This is a genomic window from Cupriavidus sp. C2SS-8b (assembly GCF_057073745.1).
In genome coordinates this window covers 1,052,734-1,068,981 of record NZ_CP172716.1, presented here as the reverse complement: position 1 = coordinate 1,068,981, position 16,248 = coordinate 1,052,734, and the positions used below count along the sequence as shown (strand labels likewise).

Genomic DNA, 16,248 nt, shown 5'->3' with positions numbered 1-16,248 from the left:
TTTGTCCTTTCTTGCAGGCGCTTACTTCAGCAGCGCCAGGGTTTCCTGTAGCGAGGCGGGATCGAAGATCGCGCCGCCCACCAGGTTGCCGTCGATGCGCTTGGTCATGCCAGCCAGCACCTTGCCGGGGCCGCATTCGATCACGTGCGTAACGCCTTCCGCGGCCATCTTTTGCACGCATTCCACCCAGCGCACCGGCGCAGCGGCCTGGCGCACCAGCGCGTCCTTGATCGCGTCCGGATCGTTGACGATGGCGACATCGACGTTGTTGACCAGCGGAATCGCCGGCGCCGAGAACGTCAGTCCGGCCATGCGTTCGCGCAGGCGGTCCGATGCCGGCTTGAGCAGCGACGAATGGAACGGTGCCGACACGGGCAACGGCAGCGCGCGCTTGGCGCCCTTGGCCTTGGCCACTTCGCATGCCTTCTCGACGCCCGCCTTGCTGCCAGCAATCACGACTTGCAGCGGCGCGTTGAAATTCACCGCCTCCACCACGCCTGCGGCCGATGCCTCTGCGCAAGCCGCGCGGACGTCATCATCCGACAGCCCCAGGATTGCGGCCATGCCACCTTCGCCGACCGGCACGGCCTCTTGCATGGCCTGTGCGCGGAAGCGCACCAGCGGTACGGCGTCGGCAAACGGAATCACGCCAGCTGCCACCAGTGCCGAGTACTCGCCCAGGCTGTGACCCGCAACCAAGGCAGGCACCGGGCCGCCAGCGTCGAGCCAGGCGCGGTAGATCGCCACGGCCGCGGTCAGCATGACCGGCTGCGTGTTCGTGGTCAGGTTCAGTTCTTCAGCCGGGCCTTCGGCGATCATGCGGCCGATATCCTGGCCCAGCGCCGTCGACGCTTCCTCCAGGGTCGCGCGCACCACGGCGTTGTCGGCGAACGCATTGAGCATGCCGACCGATTGCGAGCCCTGGCCGGGAAATACGAAAGCAAATTTCATCGGAGTGCTATCCCAGAAATTGAATACCTGTAGCCGCGCGGCCGACCTTGCCTGCCGCGCCGGCTGTCATTACATGCGAAGCAGCGCAGCGCCCCAGGTGAAGCCGCCACCCACGCCTTCCAGCAGCACGGTATGACCCGGGCGGATACGGCCGTCGAGCACAGCGGCGTCGAGCGCCAGCGGAATCGAAGCGGCCGAGGTATTGCCGTGCTCGTGCACGACAGCCACCATGCGATCGGCAGGCAGGCCAAGCTTGCGCGCGGTGCCCTGCATGATGCGGATATTGGCCTGGTGGGGAATCAGCCAGTCGACCTGCTCGGGTTGAATCTCCGCTGCGGCCATCGCCTCGCGCGCCACTTTGTCCAGTACGTTCACGGCGAGCTTGAACACCGCCTGGCCGTCCATATGGAGCAAGGGATTCCCGATGATCGCGCCGCCAGCGACGTTGCCTGGCACGCACAGGATATCCACATGGCTGCCGTCCGAGTGCATCGCCGTCGACAGGATGCCCGGCTCGTCGGAGGCCGTCAGCACGACCGCGCCCGCACCATCGCCGAACAGCACGCAAGTGGTGCGGTCGTTGAAGTCGAGAATCCGCGAGAACACTTCCGCACCGATTACCAGCACATTGCGATGCGAGCCGCTGCGGATGAACTTGTCGGCCGTGGCCAGCGCATACACGAAGCCCGAACACACGGCCTGCAGGTCGAATGCCGCGCACTGGTTGTTGATGCCAAGCTTGTTCTGGACGATGCACGCCGTGCTCGGGAACACGAAGTCCGGCGTCGACGTCGCGACGATAATCAGGTCGATGCTCTGGCGGTCAATGCCAGCCGCCTCGATCGCCTTTTCGGCGGCCTTGACGGCCAGATCGCTGCTTGCCACCTCAGGCTCGGCCCAATGCCGGGCCGAGATGCCGCTGCGCGAGAAGATCCACTCGTCGCTGGTCTCGATGCCCTTTTCGGCCAGCTGCGCCGCCAGATCATGGTTGGTCACGCGCCGCGGGGGCAGGTAGCTCCCGGTACCGATGATTTTTGCGTACTTGGTCATGTAGTGTCGGATCGATTTGTCCGTATGGCAGCCCAGGCGCCGGCCCGATGCATCAGGCGGCGCGGGTGCTGGGGTGCGGAGTCGGTGCTGTCTCCGGGCCGCCCGGCGCAGCGCCGGCAGCGCTGGTCTTGTCGGCGAATGCCCTTGCTATGCGTTCGATGACGCCATTCTTGGCGGCATCATACCCGCGTTTGATCGCCCACTCAAAGGAATGGGCATCGGCCGACCCGTGACTCTTGATCACCAGCCCGCGCAGGCCTAGCAGCGAGGCGCCGTTGTAGCGCGCCGGATCCAGCCGCTTGGCCAGGCGAGACAGCACGGGCATGGCAATGCCCGCAAGCAGCTTGGTGAACCAGGAACGGGTGAACTCTTCCTTGATCATGCCGCCGATCATCTTCGCCAGGCCTTCAGTGCTCTTGAGCGCCACGTTGCCGACGAAGCCATCGCAGACGACGATGTCGGTCGTGCCCTTGAAGATGTCGTTGCCCTCCACGTTGCCGTGGAAATTCAGCTCCGAGGCACGCAGCAGCTCGCCCGCGCGCTTGACCACCTCGTTGCCCTTGATCACTTCCTCGCCGATATTGAGCAGGCCTACCGTCGGGTGTTCCTTGTGGTCCACCACGGCCACCATGGCCTCGGCCATGCGCGCGAACTGCAGCAGGTGCTCCGGTTCGCAATCGGCGTTGGCGCCCAGGTCCAGCACGGTGGTGCCCCAGCCCTTCTCGTTGGGAATGGTGGTGGCAATGGCCGGGCGCTCGATGCCTTCAAGCGTCTTCAGCACGTAGCGAGACACCGCCATCAGCGCGCCGGTATTGCCGGCGGAAATGCAGGCGCCTGCGAGGCCTTCCTTGACCTGGGTCACGGCGACCCGCATCGAGGAATCCTTCTTCTTGCGAAGCGCCACTTCCACCGGGTCATCCATGGTGATGACCTCGGTCGCCGGCACGATGGTGACGCGCGCATGGTTCTGCGCGTGCAGCTTTTTCAGCTGCGCCTGGATGGCGTCGGGCAGGCCGACCAGCACCACCTCGGCATCGTCATGACTGGAAAGAAAACTGATCGCCGCCGGGACAGTCACGGAAACGCCGTGGTCGCCGCCCATGCAGTCGATAGCGATTTTGATCGTCATTGTTCCGGATACGGATTACGCATCGGCGCCGGCGGAATGCCGGTTCGCATCGCGAGCGCCCAACAAAAAAGCGGCAACGATCTTGCCGCTTTTTTGTCTCTGACCTACAGGCATGCGCGAGCGAGACGCAACGTCACGCCGAACGAAGCGATCAGTCGTTCTTGGTCTTGATGACCTTGCGACCACGGTAGTAGCCGTTCGGGCTCACGTGGTGGCGCAGGTGGGTTTCGCCGGTGGTCGGCTCGACGGCCAGCGGAGCGACCGACAGGTGGTCGTGCGAGCGATGCATGCCGCGCTTGGACGGCGACTTCTTGTTCTGTTGAACAGCCATGATGACTCCTTCGAGAATTTTTCAATATTAACACACGCATCCCGCACTAGGCGTAGCCGGGGCCCGGCCGGATGCATCAACCACTACCTGCAAGACCTTGCGCGCGCCGCCCTGCGGCATCAATGCCTGGTCTTCAGGCCGGCCAGCGCCGCAAAGGGCGATGGCCGCTTTTCCTCTTCTTCCGGTGCAGCCTCGGGCTCCACCTCGCCATCGGCGCCGGTCACGAGACTCTCGTGGACTTCCGGGCAGACAGCATGCTTGGGTGCCGCGGGCAGCGCCAGCAACACCTCGTCTTCAATCAGTTCAAGCAACGAAAATCGCTTGGAGCCGGCAATCGCGTCGAGCTCGTCATCGTCCATCGGCGCGCTGTCGGCCGCCTCATCGCTGGCGAACACCTCAAAGCGCATGGACGTAGCAATGGGCTCCGCGTAGACCCCAAGGCAACGCTGGCAGCTCAGCCAGACGTGACCGTTCACGGAAAGATCCAGGAACAGGCGCTGCCCCACTGGCGCGCCGGGCGCCGAAGCCTCTTCGCGCACAAACCCGGTGGCCGTATAGGCGAACACCTCGTCTGCCGCCGAAGCTGGCGCTTGCGCGGCCGTCTCGGCTAAGATGCGCGGCAAATCCCGCACCGCCACCTGGCCGGCTGCGCTAACGCCTTTGCGGCAGAAAGCAAAGAGATCCAGCTCGCGCAGGTCGATCGACTCGGTCATATGGCTGCTCATGCTTGGTTCGCTACATCCCGGACCCTCGGGCCCTTTCAGGCGGCACGGCAAGCCATGCTCGGATGCGGCGAAACGCGGGATTATAAGACGTAAACCACTGCCCGGTCAAAGGTCTTGAACGCGCTCGCCCTTGAATTCCTGTTCCGCTTCAATCACTTATGCATTTACAACCACTTCCCACAGTGATCCTGGGCTCCAGTTCGCCCTATCGGCGCGAGTTGCTGGAGCGGCTGCGCCTGCCTTTCGAGGTGGCGGTGCCCGATATCGATGAAACACCGCTGGCCAATGAAACGCCAGAGGCCACCGCGCTGCGCCTGTCGCTGAACAAGGCGCAGGCGATTGCGCAGCGCCACCCTGGAGCCCTGATCATCGGCTCGGACCAGGTGCTGACGCTCGACGGCCAGCAGATGGGCAAGCCCGGCACCCACGACAAGGCGCGGGAGCAACTGCGCCTGATGCGTGGACGTACCGCGACCTTCCATTCCGCGCTCTGCCTGCTCGATGGACGCACCGGCCAGTCGCAGCTTGCCGACGTGCAGACGCGCGTCACCATGCGCGACCTCAGCGACGCCGAGATCGATGCCTACCTGCACCTCGAAAAGCCGTACGATGTCGCCGGCAGCGCCAAGTCCGAAGGCCTGGGCATCGCGTTGCTGTCACGCGTGGAATCGGATGATCACACCGCGCTGGTCGGCCTGCCGCTGATCGCACTGACGACGATGCTGCGCCAGGCCGGTTACCCATTTTTTGCCGCATGAGCGGCGCCCCCATACGATGAGCGGCACCCTTTACCTGATCCCCAACACCCTGGGCAAGCGCGACGAAGCGGACCCGCTGCCGGACGTCATCCCGGCGGGCGTCCAGCAAGTCGCCGCGCAACTGGACTACCTGGTCGCGGAGAACGCCAAGACCGCGCGCGCTTTCCTCAAGAAACTGGGGGAGACGTGCCCGCTGGCGCGGCCGATCCAGCAGATCGAAATCCGTGAACTGAATGTCAACACCCGCGCCGATGCACTGGCTGAACTGCTCGCGCCGCTGGCCGAGGGCCGTGACGGCGGGTTGCTGTCGGAAGCCGGCGTGCCCGCCGTGGCGGACCCCGGCGCCGAACTGGTGCGGCTGGCCCATGCACGCGGCATTCGCGTGCGCCCGCTGGTCGGTCCAAGCTCGATCCTGCTGGCGGTGATGGGCTCCGGGCTGAACGGCCAGAGCTTTGCTTTCAACGGCTACTTGCCGGTGGACGCCGACGAGCGCGCGAAGCGGCTGCGCGAACTGGAACAGCACTCGCGCAAATTCCGCCAGACCCAGGTGTGGATTGAAACACCCTACCGCAACGGCGCCTTGCTCGACGCACTGCGCCAGCACTGCGCCGGCACCACCCTGCTGTCCGTAGCCGTGGATCTGACGCTGCCGACCGAGACCATCGTCACGCTGCCGCTCGCGCAGTGGCGGCCGGACCGGATCGACCTGCACAAGCGCCCCGCCATCTTTTCCTTGCTCGCCGACTGAGTCGGCGCAAATGAGGGGAAGTCTCCCGGCGGACAGGATCCGCCGGGAGGTCTGCGCTTAGCGCATGCCTTGCAGCCCGGTACTCCAGAGCATCGTCTTCATCGCCGCCGTGCCCACCGCGGCGCCAAAGCGCTTGGCCACGCGTTCGGCGATGTTTTCCTTGACGGTGTAGTCGACGATGTCCTCGGCCTTGAATAAGTCGCGCGCCACGTAGTCGGCACCGCCCAGGCCATCCGCCAGCCCCAGTTCGACGCTGCGCTCACCCGACCAGAACAGGCCCGAAAACAGATCCGGATCGTCCTTGAGACGATCGCCGCGCCCCTCCTTCACCACGTCGATGAACTGCTGGTGGATTTCCTTGAGCATGGTTTCCGCATAGGCCTTCTGCCGGGGCACCTGCGGCGAGAACGGATCCAGCATGCCCTTGTTGGCGCCCGACGTGTACAGGCGGCGCTCCACGCCCAGCTTGTCCATCAGCCCCGTAAAGCCGAAACCGTCCATCAGCACGCCGATCGAGCCGACGATACTGGCCTTGTCGACATAGATCTTGTCCGCGGCGGCGGCCACGTAATAGCCTCCGGAAGCGCAGATCTCCTCGACGACCACGTAGAACGGCTTGGACGGATACAGCCCGCGCAGGCGGTGGATCTCGTCGTTGATAATGCCCGCCTGCACCGGCGAGCCGCCGGGCGAGTTGATCTTCAGGATCACGCCAGCTGCATTGCTGTCGGCAAACGCCGCCTGCAGCGAGGCGTTGATCGATTCCGCGCTGGCCGGCGTCCCCGCCGCAATCTCGCCGTCGAGCGACACCATGGCAGTATGTTTGCCCGTGCCGATGGTACTGTCGCCCTTGAAATCGAACACAGCGAAAAAGATCACCAGCAGGACAGCCAGGCCGGCGAAACGGAAGAAGATGCGCCAGCGGCGGGCGGCACGTTGTTCGCGCAACGTCGCCATCAGTACTTTTTCGAGCACGTCGCGCTCCCAGCCAGCACCCCCGCCGACCGGCCCGCTGCCCTTGCCACCCTCTATGCGCGTCTTGCGCTCGTCAGCCTCACGCCGTGCGGCATCATCGGAAGCACGCAACTCGCGCTCGAGCGGATATTCCGCCTTGTGCGCCGTTTCCAGGCGCTCCGACTCAGTCGCACCGCTCGCCGGACCCGGCGCCGCGGCGGGGCTTGCACCGTCGTGTTCATCCGGCTGACCCGATTCGCCCGAAGGCGGTTTTTGCTGTTCTGTCATGCAAGTGGCTCGTGGAAGGGCTCTGAGTTACGCACTGCTCGCCGGCGACTCCGCCGGTCGGTATGGCGCTTCGGGCACCCAGAATACCTTGCCGTCGCGCTCTTCGATACGCAATTTAGCCAGGGAAGCTCCCCGGCAAGGACCGCCGACACACAACCCGCTGTCAGGCTCGTACATGGCCCCATGTGTCGAACAGATCAAGTATAGGCCCGAGGACTCGAAAAACCGCCCTTCCTGCCAGTCCAGTTCCATGGGCACGTGGGCGCACTGGTTCAGGTAACCATGCACCGCACCATCGAAGCGCACAACGAAGGCCGCCAGCCGGCGCGACTGGAATTCCACGGTGAAACGCACGCCCGCTCCGCTGTCGATCAGCGTGTCGGCCGAACACAGGAACTGCGCGGCCATGCCGTCGACACTGGCCTCAGGCATTGGCCAGCAGCCATTCCGTCAGGTCGCCGATGGAGCTCGCGCAGTGGACCGGCGCCATGGCGCGCAACGAATCCCCGGGATGCGCCCCATACGAAACACCGATGCCATGGGCGCCGGCATTGACGGCCATCTGCAGGTCGTGCGTCGTATCGCCGATCATCACCGTGCGGCCCAGGTCCTGGCCCAGTTCACGGGTCAGTTCCTGCAGCATCGCCGGATGTGGCTTCGAAAACGTCTCGTCGGCGCAACGCGTGGCATCGAACAGCTGCGTCAGGCCGCTCGCAGCCAGCGCGCGTTGCAGGCCCACGCGGGTCTTGCCGGTCGCCACGCCTAGGAAATAGTGCTCGCCGTGAAGCGCCTCGAGCATTTCGCGCACGCCGTCGAACAGCACCAGGTCGGCATCACGCGTCAGGAAATGGTAGCGATACCGTTCGGCCAGGCGGGGATAGTCGGCCGGGTCCAGGGTCGGAACGGCATATGACAGCGCGTCTTTCAGGCCCAGCCCGATGACGTGGCTGGCGGCACTGTCGTCGGGAACCGGCAGCCCGAGGTCCCGGCTGGCCAGCTGGATACACTTGGCGATGGTAGGGGTGGAATCCATCAGGGTTCCGTCCCAGTCAAACACGATCAGGTCAAATTGTTGCCTGGCCATTACTTTCCTTGTTGGCGTGTGAGGCGCCTGACTCCGGGGCGCCTTGGTTTTTCTGGTTACGCAATTGTTGCAGGAATCCGGTGCATTCGTCCGGCAGCGGCGCCGATACCACGAGTGGTTCTCCCGTGCCCGGATGGACGAATGTCAGCTTGTGCGCGTGCAGGAACATGCGCTTGATGCCGGGCCGCGCGCTCGCCCGGGCCAGTTGCTTGTTCAGCGCAAAGTCGCCGTACTTCTCGTCGCCGACGATGGGAAAGCCCGAGTGCGACAGGTGCACGCGGATCTGGTGCGTGCGTCCGGTCTTCAATTCCGCTTCCAGCAGCGTGAAGCCCGGGAACGCCTCGATCCGGCTGAACACCGTGTGCGAGGCCAGGCCGTCCTCCTGGACGCGGACCCGGCGCTCGCCATCCGGCGTGCTGTATTTATATAGAGGCAGGCGGATATGCTGGCGGCTGTTCGGAAACTCCCCGGCCACGCAGGCGAAGTAGCGCTTGTCCATGGTGTTGCCGCGGATCTGCTCGTGCAGGTCAACCAGCGCCGACCGCTTCTTGGCCAGGACCAGGATGCCGGACGTCTCGCGGTCCAGGCGGTGGACCAGCTCAAGGAATTTGGCCTGCGGCCGCGCCTTGCGCAGCTGCTCGATCACACCGAAGGCCACGCCCGAGCCGCCATGCACGGCCACGCCTGCCGGCTTGTTGATGACGAGCAGGTGCGCGTCCTCGAACAGGACCGGGAAATCGGCAGCCGGCACGGGCTGTCGGCCACCAGCCTGTGAAGATTCCGCCACCCGCATGGGCGGAATACGAACCACGTCCCCGATCTGTAGACGATAAGTGGCGTCGATGCGCCCCTTGTTAACCCGCACCTCGCCTGACCGCAGCACCCGGTAGATATGGCTCTTCGGGACCCCCTTCGATATCTTCAGCAGGAAGTTGTCGATGCGCTGCCCTTCGGCGCCTTCGTCAATCGTGACATACGCCACCTGGGGAGCAGCCGGCGCGGACTTTGCCCCTGTTTCAATTTGATGGCGTAACTCATTCATTTTCAATATAATTTCCTCGCTGTTCCGGCCAATGACCGGCAGCGCAAGCCCTGTGTAAGCGATTTATCGCATTTTACACTTGGGGTTGCCGTCAGCCCTTCCGTCTCCCGCTTATTCGCGTAACCCGCAGGCGCCAGACGGGTAAATGACGGCAAAGCAGCACGCGCGCAATTGCCGGCGCGCAGGAAGTCGCCCAGAGGTGGCTTCGGCAAGGCTGGCAATTTCGTGGGAACAAAGTGTTCAGGTAAAACAGAATTCAAGGCGGATGCCCGGTGGCATCCGCTTCGGTGAGAGAAAGTCCCGCCGCACCGGGAAACGGTGCCGGCCGGCAGGCGTGCCTGCCACCTGACTAGAAATACCGGCGCCCGGTCGCAGAACTCCAAGAAGTAGTAGGTGCGCCCGCCAGGAGATGTCAGGTAGCAAATGGTCGCCGTGCCGCGTCCGAAAAACTTGCTCTTTGACGCGTCTAGGCCTTCCGTGGCCGGCCGCGATGCCGCCGGCGCCGTTTGCGCCGGCCCCGCATCGCCGCCGGCATCCGGGAATACGCCGGATTTCTGCGACAAGAGCAGCAGCCGGTGTTCTTTCCCGCCACGCGGACGTTCTCGCAGACGTCGTCGCCTTTCTTTCACCCGCGCCCAGCCGGTTGCGTCTTGACGCAATTCGGCGCTTTTCGGCAATTCTCGCGCCTCGCTTCGCTCCCTTGCGTGCTTCATCGATTCGCCGCGGACACCGCTTGACGGTGCCATCCGCGACACTGGAGTTATTGCGATGAAACGCATGCTGTTTAACGCGACGCAACAGGAGGAATTGCGCGTCGCCATCGTCGACGGTCAGAAGCTGATCGATATCGACATCGAAACCGCCGGGCGCGAACAGCGCAAGGGCAATATCTACAAGGGTGTCATCACCCGCATCGAACCCTCGCTCGAAGCCTGCTTCGTCAATTACGGCGAAGAACGCCACGGCTTCCTGCCCTTCAAGGAAGTGGCCCGCGCCTTCTTCAAGGAAGGCATCGACGTGCGCAACGCGCGCATCCAGGACGCCCTCCATGAAGGCCAGGAACTGATCGTCCAGGTCGAAAAGGAAGAGCGCGGCAACAAGGGCGCGGCCCTGACGACGTTCATCTCGCTGGCCGGCCGCTACCTGGTGCTGATGCCGAACAACCCGCGCGGCGGCGGCGTGTCGCGCCGTATCGAAGGCGAAGACCGCCAGGAACTGCGCGAAACCATGGCGCAGCTGGCCGTGCCGGATGGCATGAGCATCATCGCCCGTACCGCCGGCATCGGCCGCTCGGCCGAGGAACTGCAGTGGGACCTGAACTACCTGCTGCAACTGTGGAAGGCCATCGACGGCGCCGCCGGCGACAACAAGGCCCCGCTGCTGATCTACCTGGAATCGAGCCTGGTCATCCGCGCGATCCGCGATTACTTCCAGCCGGATATCGGCGAGATCCTGATCGATACCGACGAGATCTACGAACAGGCCCGCGCCTTCATGAGCGTGGTGATGCCTGACAACATGAACCGCGTGAAGAAGTACCGGGACGACGTGCCCCTCTTCTCGCGTTTCCAGATCGAGCACCAGATCGAGTCGGCCTATTCCCGCATGGTGATGCTGCCGTCCGGCGGCGCTATCGTCATCGACCACACCGAGGCCCTGGTCTCGGTCGACGTCAACTCGGCCCGCGCCACCAAGGGCGCCGACATCGAGGAAACCGCGCTGCGCACCAACCTCGAGGCCGCCGACGAGATCGCCCGCCAGCTGCGCTTGCGCGACCTGGGCGGCCTGATCGTGATCGACTTCATCGACATGGAGTCGGGCAAGGCCCAGAAGGATGTCGAAACGCGCCTGAAGGACGCGCTGCGCCACGATCGCGCACGCGTGCAGATGGGCAAGATCAGCCGCTTTGGCCTGATGGAGCTGTCGCGCCAGCGCCTGCGTCCGTCGCTGTCCGAGGGCTCGCACATCACTTGCCCGCGCTGCAACGGCACGGGCCACATCCGCGATACCGAATCGTCCGCCCTGCAGGTCCTGCGCATCATCCAGGAAGAGGCGATGAAGGAAAACACCGCCGCCATCCACTGCCAGGTGCCGGTGGAGGTCGCCGCCTTCCTGCTGAACGAAAAGCGCCAGGAAATCAACCTGATCGAGCTGCGCTTCAAGGTCAATGTGCTGCTGATCCCGAACAAGCACCTGGAAACGCCGCACTACAAGCTTGAGCGCCTGCGCCACGACGATCCGCGCCTGGAGGAAGGCACGGCCAGCTACCGCATGGCCGAAGCCGCCGCCAAGGAACTGGAAGCCGATACCAGCTACAGCAGCCGCAAGAAGGAAGACGCCAAGCCGCGCCAGGAAGCAGCGGTCAAGGGCATCACGCCGGAACAGCCGGCGCCTGTCTCGGTGCCTCGCGCCGAGCGCGCTCCGCGTCCGGAGGCCGCTCCGGCCGCCCCGCTGGTGCCGGCGACGAAGCCGGTCGAAGGCGGCGGTTTCATCGCCTGGCTGAAGGGCCTGTTTGGTGTCCGCCCGGCGGCGCCGGTGGTGGTCGAGCCGGCCAAGCCGGTCGCCAGCGAAGCGCGCAGCCCCGAAGGGCGCCGCGAGCGCGGCCAGCGTGGCGAAGGCCGCGGCCAGGGCCAGCGTGGGGAACGCGGCGAACGCGGTGAGCGCACCGAGCGCGGTGAACGCGCCGAGCGCGGCGAGCGCCAGCGCGGCGAACGCGGTCCGCGCGGCGAGCGTACCGAGCGCCAGGGTGGCGAGCGGACTGAACAACGCGAACCGCGCGAGCCGCGCGGCGAGCGTCAGGGCCGTCAGCCGCGCCAGGGCGACGCCCAAGCCACGCCCGCACTGGCCCGTCAGGCCGATACCGCACAGGGTGAACGTGCCGAAGGGCGCCAGGAAGGCCGCCGCGACCGCAATCAGGATCGCCGCGAACGGCAGCGCGAGCGTCAGCGCGACCGTGGCGATGCACGCGAAGCAGAAGCCGGCGAAGCCGCACCGGTGGAAGCCGTAGCTGCCATCCAGGCCGCTGCCAGCCTGCCGCAGGCAGCGTTCGAGGATACGCAAGCCGAGGCACCGCGTGCCGACCTGCCGGAAGGCGCTGAAGCCGCGAGCGAAGGTGGCGAGGGCGAAGAACGTCGCCGCCGCAACCGCCGAGGCCGCAACCGCTATCGCCGCGAACGCGACGATTCGGTGCAGGGTGCGCAGGACGATGCCGAAGGCGATACGACTGCGGAGATCGCGGCCGAAGCGACCGTCGCCGTGGCCGCCGAAGCCGTCGCCGCACCGGCTCCGGCCGCTGCGGTAGCCGAAGTCCGGGAAGTCCGTGAAGTCGAAGCCGTCGCAATCGTCGCGGAAGCGCCGGTTCAGGCTGTCGAGGCAGTTCCCGCCCCGGTGGCCGAAGTCAGGGTCGAACCGGTTGCGACGCAGGCACCTGCCCCGATGGTTGCCGAAGCTCCGGCCGCCGAAGTCGCTCCGGCGCCGGTCGTCGTTCAGCCGGTGGCCGTGGCTGCCGAGCCGGTAGCACCCGTGCAGGCCGAGCCGGCCGCCGCAATCGTCCAGCCCGCAGTCGCACCCGCCGTGGTAGAGGCGCCGGCAGCACCCGTGGCCACTTCGGTCGTCGCTCCGGCCACCCCGGCTCCGGCCGTGACCGCTAGCCCGGCAACCGTGCCGCCGCTGCCGATGGAAGGCCTGCAGCCGATGCTGGCCACGGCTGGCCTGGAGTGGGTCGGCACGGACAGCGAAAAGCTGCGCGCAGCCCAGGAGGCCGCCGCACGCATCGTGCCCGCGCCGCGCGTGCCGCGTGAGCGCAAGCCGCTGCCGCCGTTGCCGCAAGGCCCGATGATCCTGGTCGAGACCGGCGGCCGCGAGGTCGAATCGGGCGCGCAGCAGTAAGCGCCACATTTCCTGTCAGCAGGAAATCGAAGGGGACGGCATCGCCGTCCCCTTTTTCATGCAGGGGCAATCCGGATACCGGCAGCCCGCCTCGGCTAGAATGGCACCAGAATGCATCCGCTCCCCCGAGCCTGGCTCCCCGGACGCATCGCCCACCCACAGGCCATGACCGAAACCGTCATTCCGATCTTCGACCTGCGCGATCATCGCTACCGCTCGATGACGCCCAGCATCCCCGAAACGCTGGCAGAGCCTTCCGGGCTGGTCGCCGATACCCGCGCGCGCCCGCTGCATGACCTGCGTATTTCGGTGACGGACCGCTGCAATTTCCGCTGCGTGTATTGCATGCCGAAGGAAGTCTTCGACAAGGACTACACCTTCCTGCCGCACTCCGAACTGCTCAGCTTCGAGGAAATCGAGCGTACGGCACGACTGTTCGCCAGCCTGGGCGTCGAAAAGATCCGCCTGACCGGCGGCGAACCGCTGCTGCGCAAGAACATCGAGAAGCTCGTCGAGATGCTGGCGCGCATCGAAACCGCCTCCGGCAAGCCGCTGGACCTGACGCTGACGACCAATGCATCGCTGCTGGCGCGCAAGGCGCGGTCGCTGCGCGATGCCGGGCTGAGCCGCGTGAGCGTGAGCCTCGACGCCATCGACGACGCCACCTTCCGCCGCATGAATGACGTGGACTTCGCCGTGGCCGACGTGCTGCACGGCATCGAGACCGCGCAGGCCGTGGGGCTGGCACCGATCAAGGTCAATATGGTGGTCAAGCGCGGCACCAACGACGCCGAGATCGTGCCGCTTGCCCGCCACTTCCGCGGCAGCGGCATCATCGTGCGCTTCATCGAGTTCATGGATGTCGGCGCCAGCAACCACTGGCAGATGGACGAAGTACTGCCGTCCGCCGAAGTGGTCCGCCGCATCGACGAAGCCTTCCCGCTGGAGCCGGTGCAAGCCAACTACGCCGGAGAAACCGCCGAGCGCTGGCGCTACCGCGACGGCGGCGGCGAGATCGGCGTGATCTCCAGCGTGAGCCACGCCTTCTGCGGCGACTGCAGCCGCATCCGGCTGTCGACCGAAGGCCGCCTCTACCTGTGCCTGTTCGCGACCGAGGGCTATGACCTGCGCGCCCTGCTGCGCGGCGGTTACAGCGACCTGCAGGTGTCGAACGCCATCGCACAGGTCTGGCAGGGCCGCACCGACAACTACTCCGAGCAGCGCAGCAACCCCGCAGTGCGTCAGGCTCGCGCCGAACGCAAGATCGAAATGTCATACATCGGCGGATGATCCGCCGCCGGACCCAATCTCTCCGATGATTGCACGCGACGACATTACCGGCCTGATCCTGGCAGGCGGCAGGGGCAGCCGCATGGGCGGCACCGACAAAGGCCTCCAGCCCTTGCGCGGCACGCCCATGGCCATGCACACGCTGATGCGCCTGACGCCGCAGACAGGGGCGCTGATGATCAACGCGAACCGCAACCTGTCCGCCTATGAATCGTTCGGCGTGCCGGTGGTGACCGACTCGGTGCCCGACTTTGCCGGACCGCTGGCCGGCATGCTGGCCGGGCTCGAGCAATGCCCGACCGGCTGGATGGTCACCGCGCCCTGCGATTCGCCGTTTCTTCCCACCGACCTGGTGCAACGGCTCGCCGATGCCATCGAAGCCGAAGGCGCCGAGCTGGCGATCCCGGTCACGGTCGATGCGGACGGCCGCCGCCAGTTGCAGCCGGTGTTCTGCCTGATGCCGGTCGGCATGCTGGACGACCTGCTCGCCTACCTGAACGGCGGCGGACGCAAGATCGAAACCTGGGCGGCTTCGCACCGGCTCGCGGAAGTCCTGTTCGATGACGCCGGCGCCTTTGCCAATATCAACACCCTCGACGAGCTGCGCACGCACGACGCCGGCTGAAGGCCCGTTCCCACCATGCCATCCCTGCAATCCGTCATTTCCTGCCTGTCCGACTACGACCCCACCGCCCTGCCCGTGGCGCATGCCAACCGCATCATCGGCGAGGTGGTGGAGCCGGTGCGCGGCATCGAACAGGTGCCCATCCGCAGCGCGCTGGATCGCGTACTGGCCGAGGACATCATCTCGCCGATCGACGTCCCCGCGCACGACAACTCGGCAATGGACGGCTACGCGTTCGCCAGCAGCGCGCTACTGTCGTCCGCAGGGCACGTGGAATTGGAAGTCGCGCGTGAGACCGCATTCGCTGGTGGAGGCGCCAGCACGGCGCCGGGCGCAGGCCAGGCCGTGCGCATCATGACCGGCGCGGTCATGCCCGCAGGCTGCGACACCGTGGTGCCGCAAGAGTTTGTGAAAGCATCGGCCGATGGCAACCGCATCCGCTTCGCCGCCGACGCCGTGCGCGCCGGCGACAACCGCCGCCTGCGCGGCGAAGACCTGGCGCGCGGCCAGGCCGCGCTGCCGGCCGGACGCATCATCCAGCCAGCTGACCTGGGGCTGCTGGCCTCGCTGGGTTTTGCCGAGGTGCGGGTGCGCCGCCGCTTGCGCGTGGCCTTCTTCTCCACCGGCGACGAGTTGCGTTCGATCGGCGAGCCGCTCGAACCCGGCTGCGTCTACGACTCGAACCGCTATACCCTGCACGGCATGCTGCGACGCCTGAACGTCGAGCTGATCGACATGGGTGTGGTGCGCGACGACCCCGCTGCACTGGAAGCCGCGTTCCGCTCGGCCTGCGAAAACGCGGACGCGGTCATCACCTCGGGCGGCGTCTCGGTCGGCGAAGCCGACTACACCAAGCAGATCATGGCCAGCCTGGGCGACGTCACCTTCTGGAAAATCGCCATGCGGCCCGGGCGCCCGATGGCATTCGGGCGCATCGCCTCGGGCGGACGCGACGCGCTGCTGTTCGGCCTGCCCGGCAATCCGGTGGCCGTCATGGTCACCTTCTACCATTTCGTGCGCGCCGCCCTGCACCGTCAAATGGGTGCCAGCGTGCCGCCGCTGCCGCTGATGCGCGTGCGAAGCGCCCAGCCGATCCGCAAGAAGCCCGGCCGCACCGAGTACCAGCGCGGCATCCTGGCGCGCGGCGATCACGACTGGGAGGTGCGAGTGACCGGACAACAAGGCTCCGGCGTGCTGCGCTCGATGAGCGAAGCCAATTGCTTCATCGTACTGGCGCACGAGCAGGATTCCGTCCGGGCCGGCGATCTGGTCGATGTGCTGCTGTTCGACGGGCTGGTCTAAGCTCAAAACCGAGGGCCAGGGCGACGCCAATGTGTCGTTTTTGCGCCGCATATTGACGGCCACTATTGGCGGCAGCGGGTGAA

General features: G+C 65.8%; 15 protein-coding genes. 6 read left to right on the top strand and 9 right to left on the bottom strand.

Features of this window, described 5'->3' with window-relative positions; genetic code table 11:
• Positions 1-21 precede the first annotated feature (21 nt).
• The 5 genes from fabD to ACIGJB_RS04855 all read right to left on the bottom strand — a co-directional run bounded on the left by fabD (position 22) and on the right by ACIGJB_RS04855 (position 4,174).
• Positions 22-951 carry an ACP S-malonyltransferase gene (gene fabD / locus ACIGJB_RS04875; RefSeq protein ID WP_483731644.1) on the bottom strand — a complete coding sequence of 310 codons (930 nt, stop codon included), beginning with the start codon at positions 949-951 and terminating at the stop codon, positions 22-24.
• A 69-nt stretch (positions 952-1,020) separates the two neighbouring features.
• Entirely contained in the window at positions 1,021-2,001 is a 981-nt protein-coding gene (locus tag ACIGJB_RS04870) for a beta-ketoacyl-ACP synthase III (protein ID WP_483731643.1), read from the bottom strand.
• Positions 2,002-2,053: 52 nt separating this feature from the next.
• The gene (plsX, locus tag ACIGJB_RS04865; protein WP_483708652.1) at positions 2,054-3,130 is read right to left on the bottom strand and encodes a phosphate acyltransferase PlsX; all 1,077 of its coding nucleotides are present in this window, start codon (positions 3,128-3,130) and stop codon (positions 2,054-2,056) included.
• Positions 3,131-3,281: 151 nt separating this feature from the next.
• Positions 3,282-3,461 (bottom strand): 50S ribosomal protein L32, encoded by a 180-nt coding sequence (gene rpmF / locus ACIGJB_RS04860; protein ID WP_008644820.1) that lies wholly within the window; start codon positions 3,459-3,461, stop codon positions 3,282-3,284.
• Positions 3,462-3,580: 119 nt separating this feature from the next.
• Positions 3,581-4,174 carry a YceD family protein gene (locus ACIGJB_RS04855; protein ID WP_483731642.1) on the bottom strand — a complete coding sequence of 198 codons (594 nt, stop codon included), beginning with the start codon at positions 4,172-4,174 and terminating at the stop codon, positions 3,581-3,583.
• 170 nt (positions 4,175-4,344) lie between these two features.
• On the opposite strand from ACIGJB_RS04855, the gene ACIGJB_RS04850 reads away from it, so the two are divergent.
• Entirely contained in the window at positions 4,345-4,944 is a 600-nt protein-coding gene (locus tag ACIGJB_RS04850) for a Maf-like protein (RefSeq protein ID WP_483731641.1), read from the top strand.
• 16 nt (positions 4,945-4,960) lie between these two features.
• Positions 4,961-5,692: an SAM-dependent methyltransferase gene (locus ACIGJB_RS04845; RefSeq protein ID WP_483731640.1), complete on the top strand. Its 732-nt coding sequence runs from the start codon at positions 4,961-4,963 to the stop codon at positions 5,690-5,692.
• 57 nt (positions 5,693-5,749) lie between these two features.
• Here the strand turns inward: ACIGJB_RS04845 and ACIGJB_RS04840 are convergent, their stop codons facing one another.
• The 4 genes from ACIGJB_RS04840 to ACIGJB_RS04825 are packed head-to-tail and all read right to left on the bottom strand — an operon-like array spanning position 5,750 to position 9,060.
• Entirely contained in the window at positions 5,750-6,934 is a 1,185-nt protein-coding gene (locus tag ACIGJB_RS04840) for a S49 family peptidase (RefSeq protein WP_483731639.1), read from the bottom strand.
• Between the two features lie 27 nt (positions 6,935-6,961).
• Positions 6,962-7,366, bottom strand: a complete 405-nt coding sequence (locus tag ACIGJB_RS04835) for a Rieske (2Fe-2S) protein (protein ID WP_483731638.1) — start codon at positions 7,364-7,366, stop codon at positions 6,962-6,964.
• Positions 7,359-8,018 carry an HAD-IA family hydrolase gene (locus ACIGJB_RS04830; RefSeq protein ID WP_483731637.1) on the bottom strand — a complete coding sequence of 220 codons (660 nt, stop codon included), beginning with the start codon at positions 8,016-8,018 and terminating at the stop codon, positions 7,359-7,361. Before ACIGJB_RS04830 ends, ACIGJB_RS04835 begins: the two co-directional genes overlap by 8 nt.
• Positions 7,999-9,060 carry an RluA family pseudouridine synthase gene (locus ACIGJB_RS04825; protein WP_483731636.1) on the bottom strand — a complete coding sequence of 354 codons (1,062 nt, stop codon included), beginning with the start codon at positions 9,058-9,060 and terminating at the stop codon, positions 7,999-8,001. Before ACIGJB_RS04825 ends, ACIGJB_RS04830 begins: the two co-directional genes overlap by 20 nt.
• 768 nt (positions 9,061-9,828) lie before the next feature.
• Here ACIGJB_RS04825 and ACIGJB_RS04820 point away from each other — a divergent pair.
• The 4 genes from ACIGJB_RS04820 (at position 9,829) to moeA (ending at position 16,165) form a co-directional block, all read left to right on the top strand.
• Positions 9,829-12,948 (top strand): Rne/Rng family ribonuclease, encoded by a 3,120-nt coding sequence (locus tag ACIGJB_RS04820; RefSeq protein ID WP_483731635.1) that lies wholly within the window; start codon positions 9,829-9,831, stop codon positions 12,946-12,948.
• A 165-nt stretch (positions 12,949-13,113) separates the two neighbouring features.
• Complete coding sequence (moaA, locus tag ACIGJB_RS04815; protein ID WP_483708659.1) at positions 13,114-14,238, top strand: GTP 3',8-cyclase MoaA; 1,125 nt, start codon at positions 13,114-13,116, stop codon at positions 14,236-14,238.
• 25 nt (positions 14,239-14,263) lie between these two features.
• Positions 14,264-14,863, top strand: a complete 600-nt coding sequence (mobA, locus tag ACIGJB_RS04810; RefSeq protein ID WP_483731634.1) for a molybdenum cofactor guanylyltransferase MobA — start codon at positions 14,264-14,266, stop codon at positions 14,861-14,863.
• Between the two features lie 15 nt (positions 14,864-14,878).
• Complete coding sequence (moeA, locus tag ACIGJB_RS04805) at positions 14,879-16,165, top strand: molybdopterin molybdotransferase MoeA (RefSeq protein ID WP_483731633.1); 1,287 nt, start codon at positions 14,879-14,881, stop codon at positions 16,163-16,165.
• Positions 16,166-16,248: the final 83 nt, after the last annotated feature.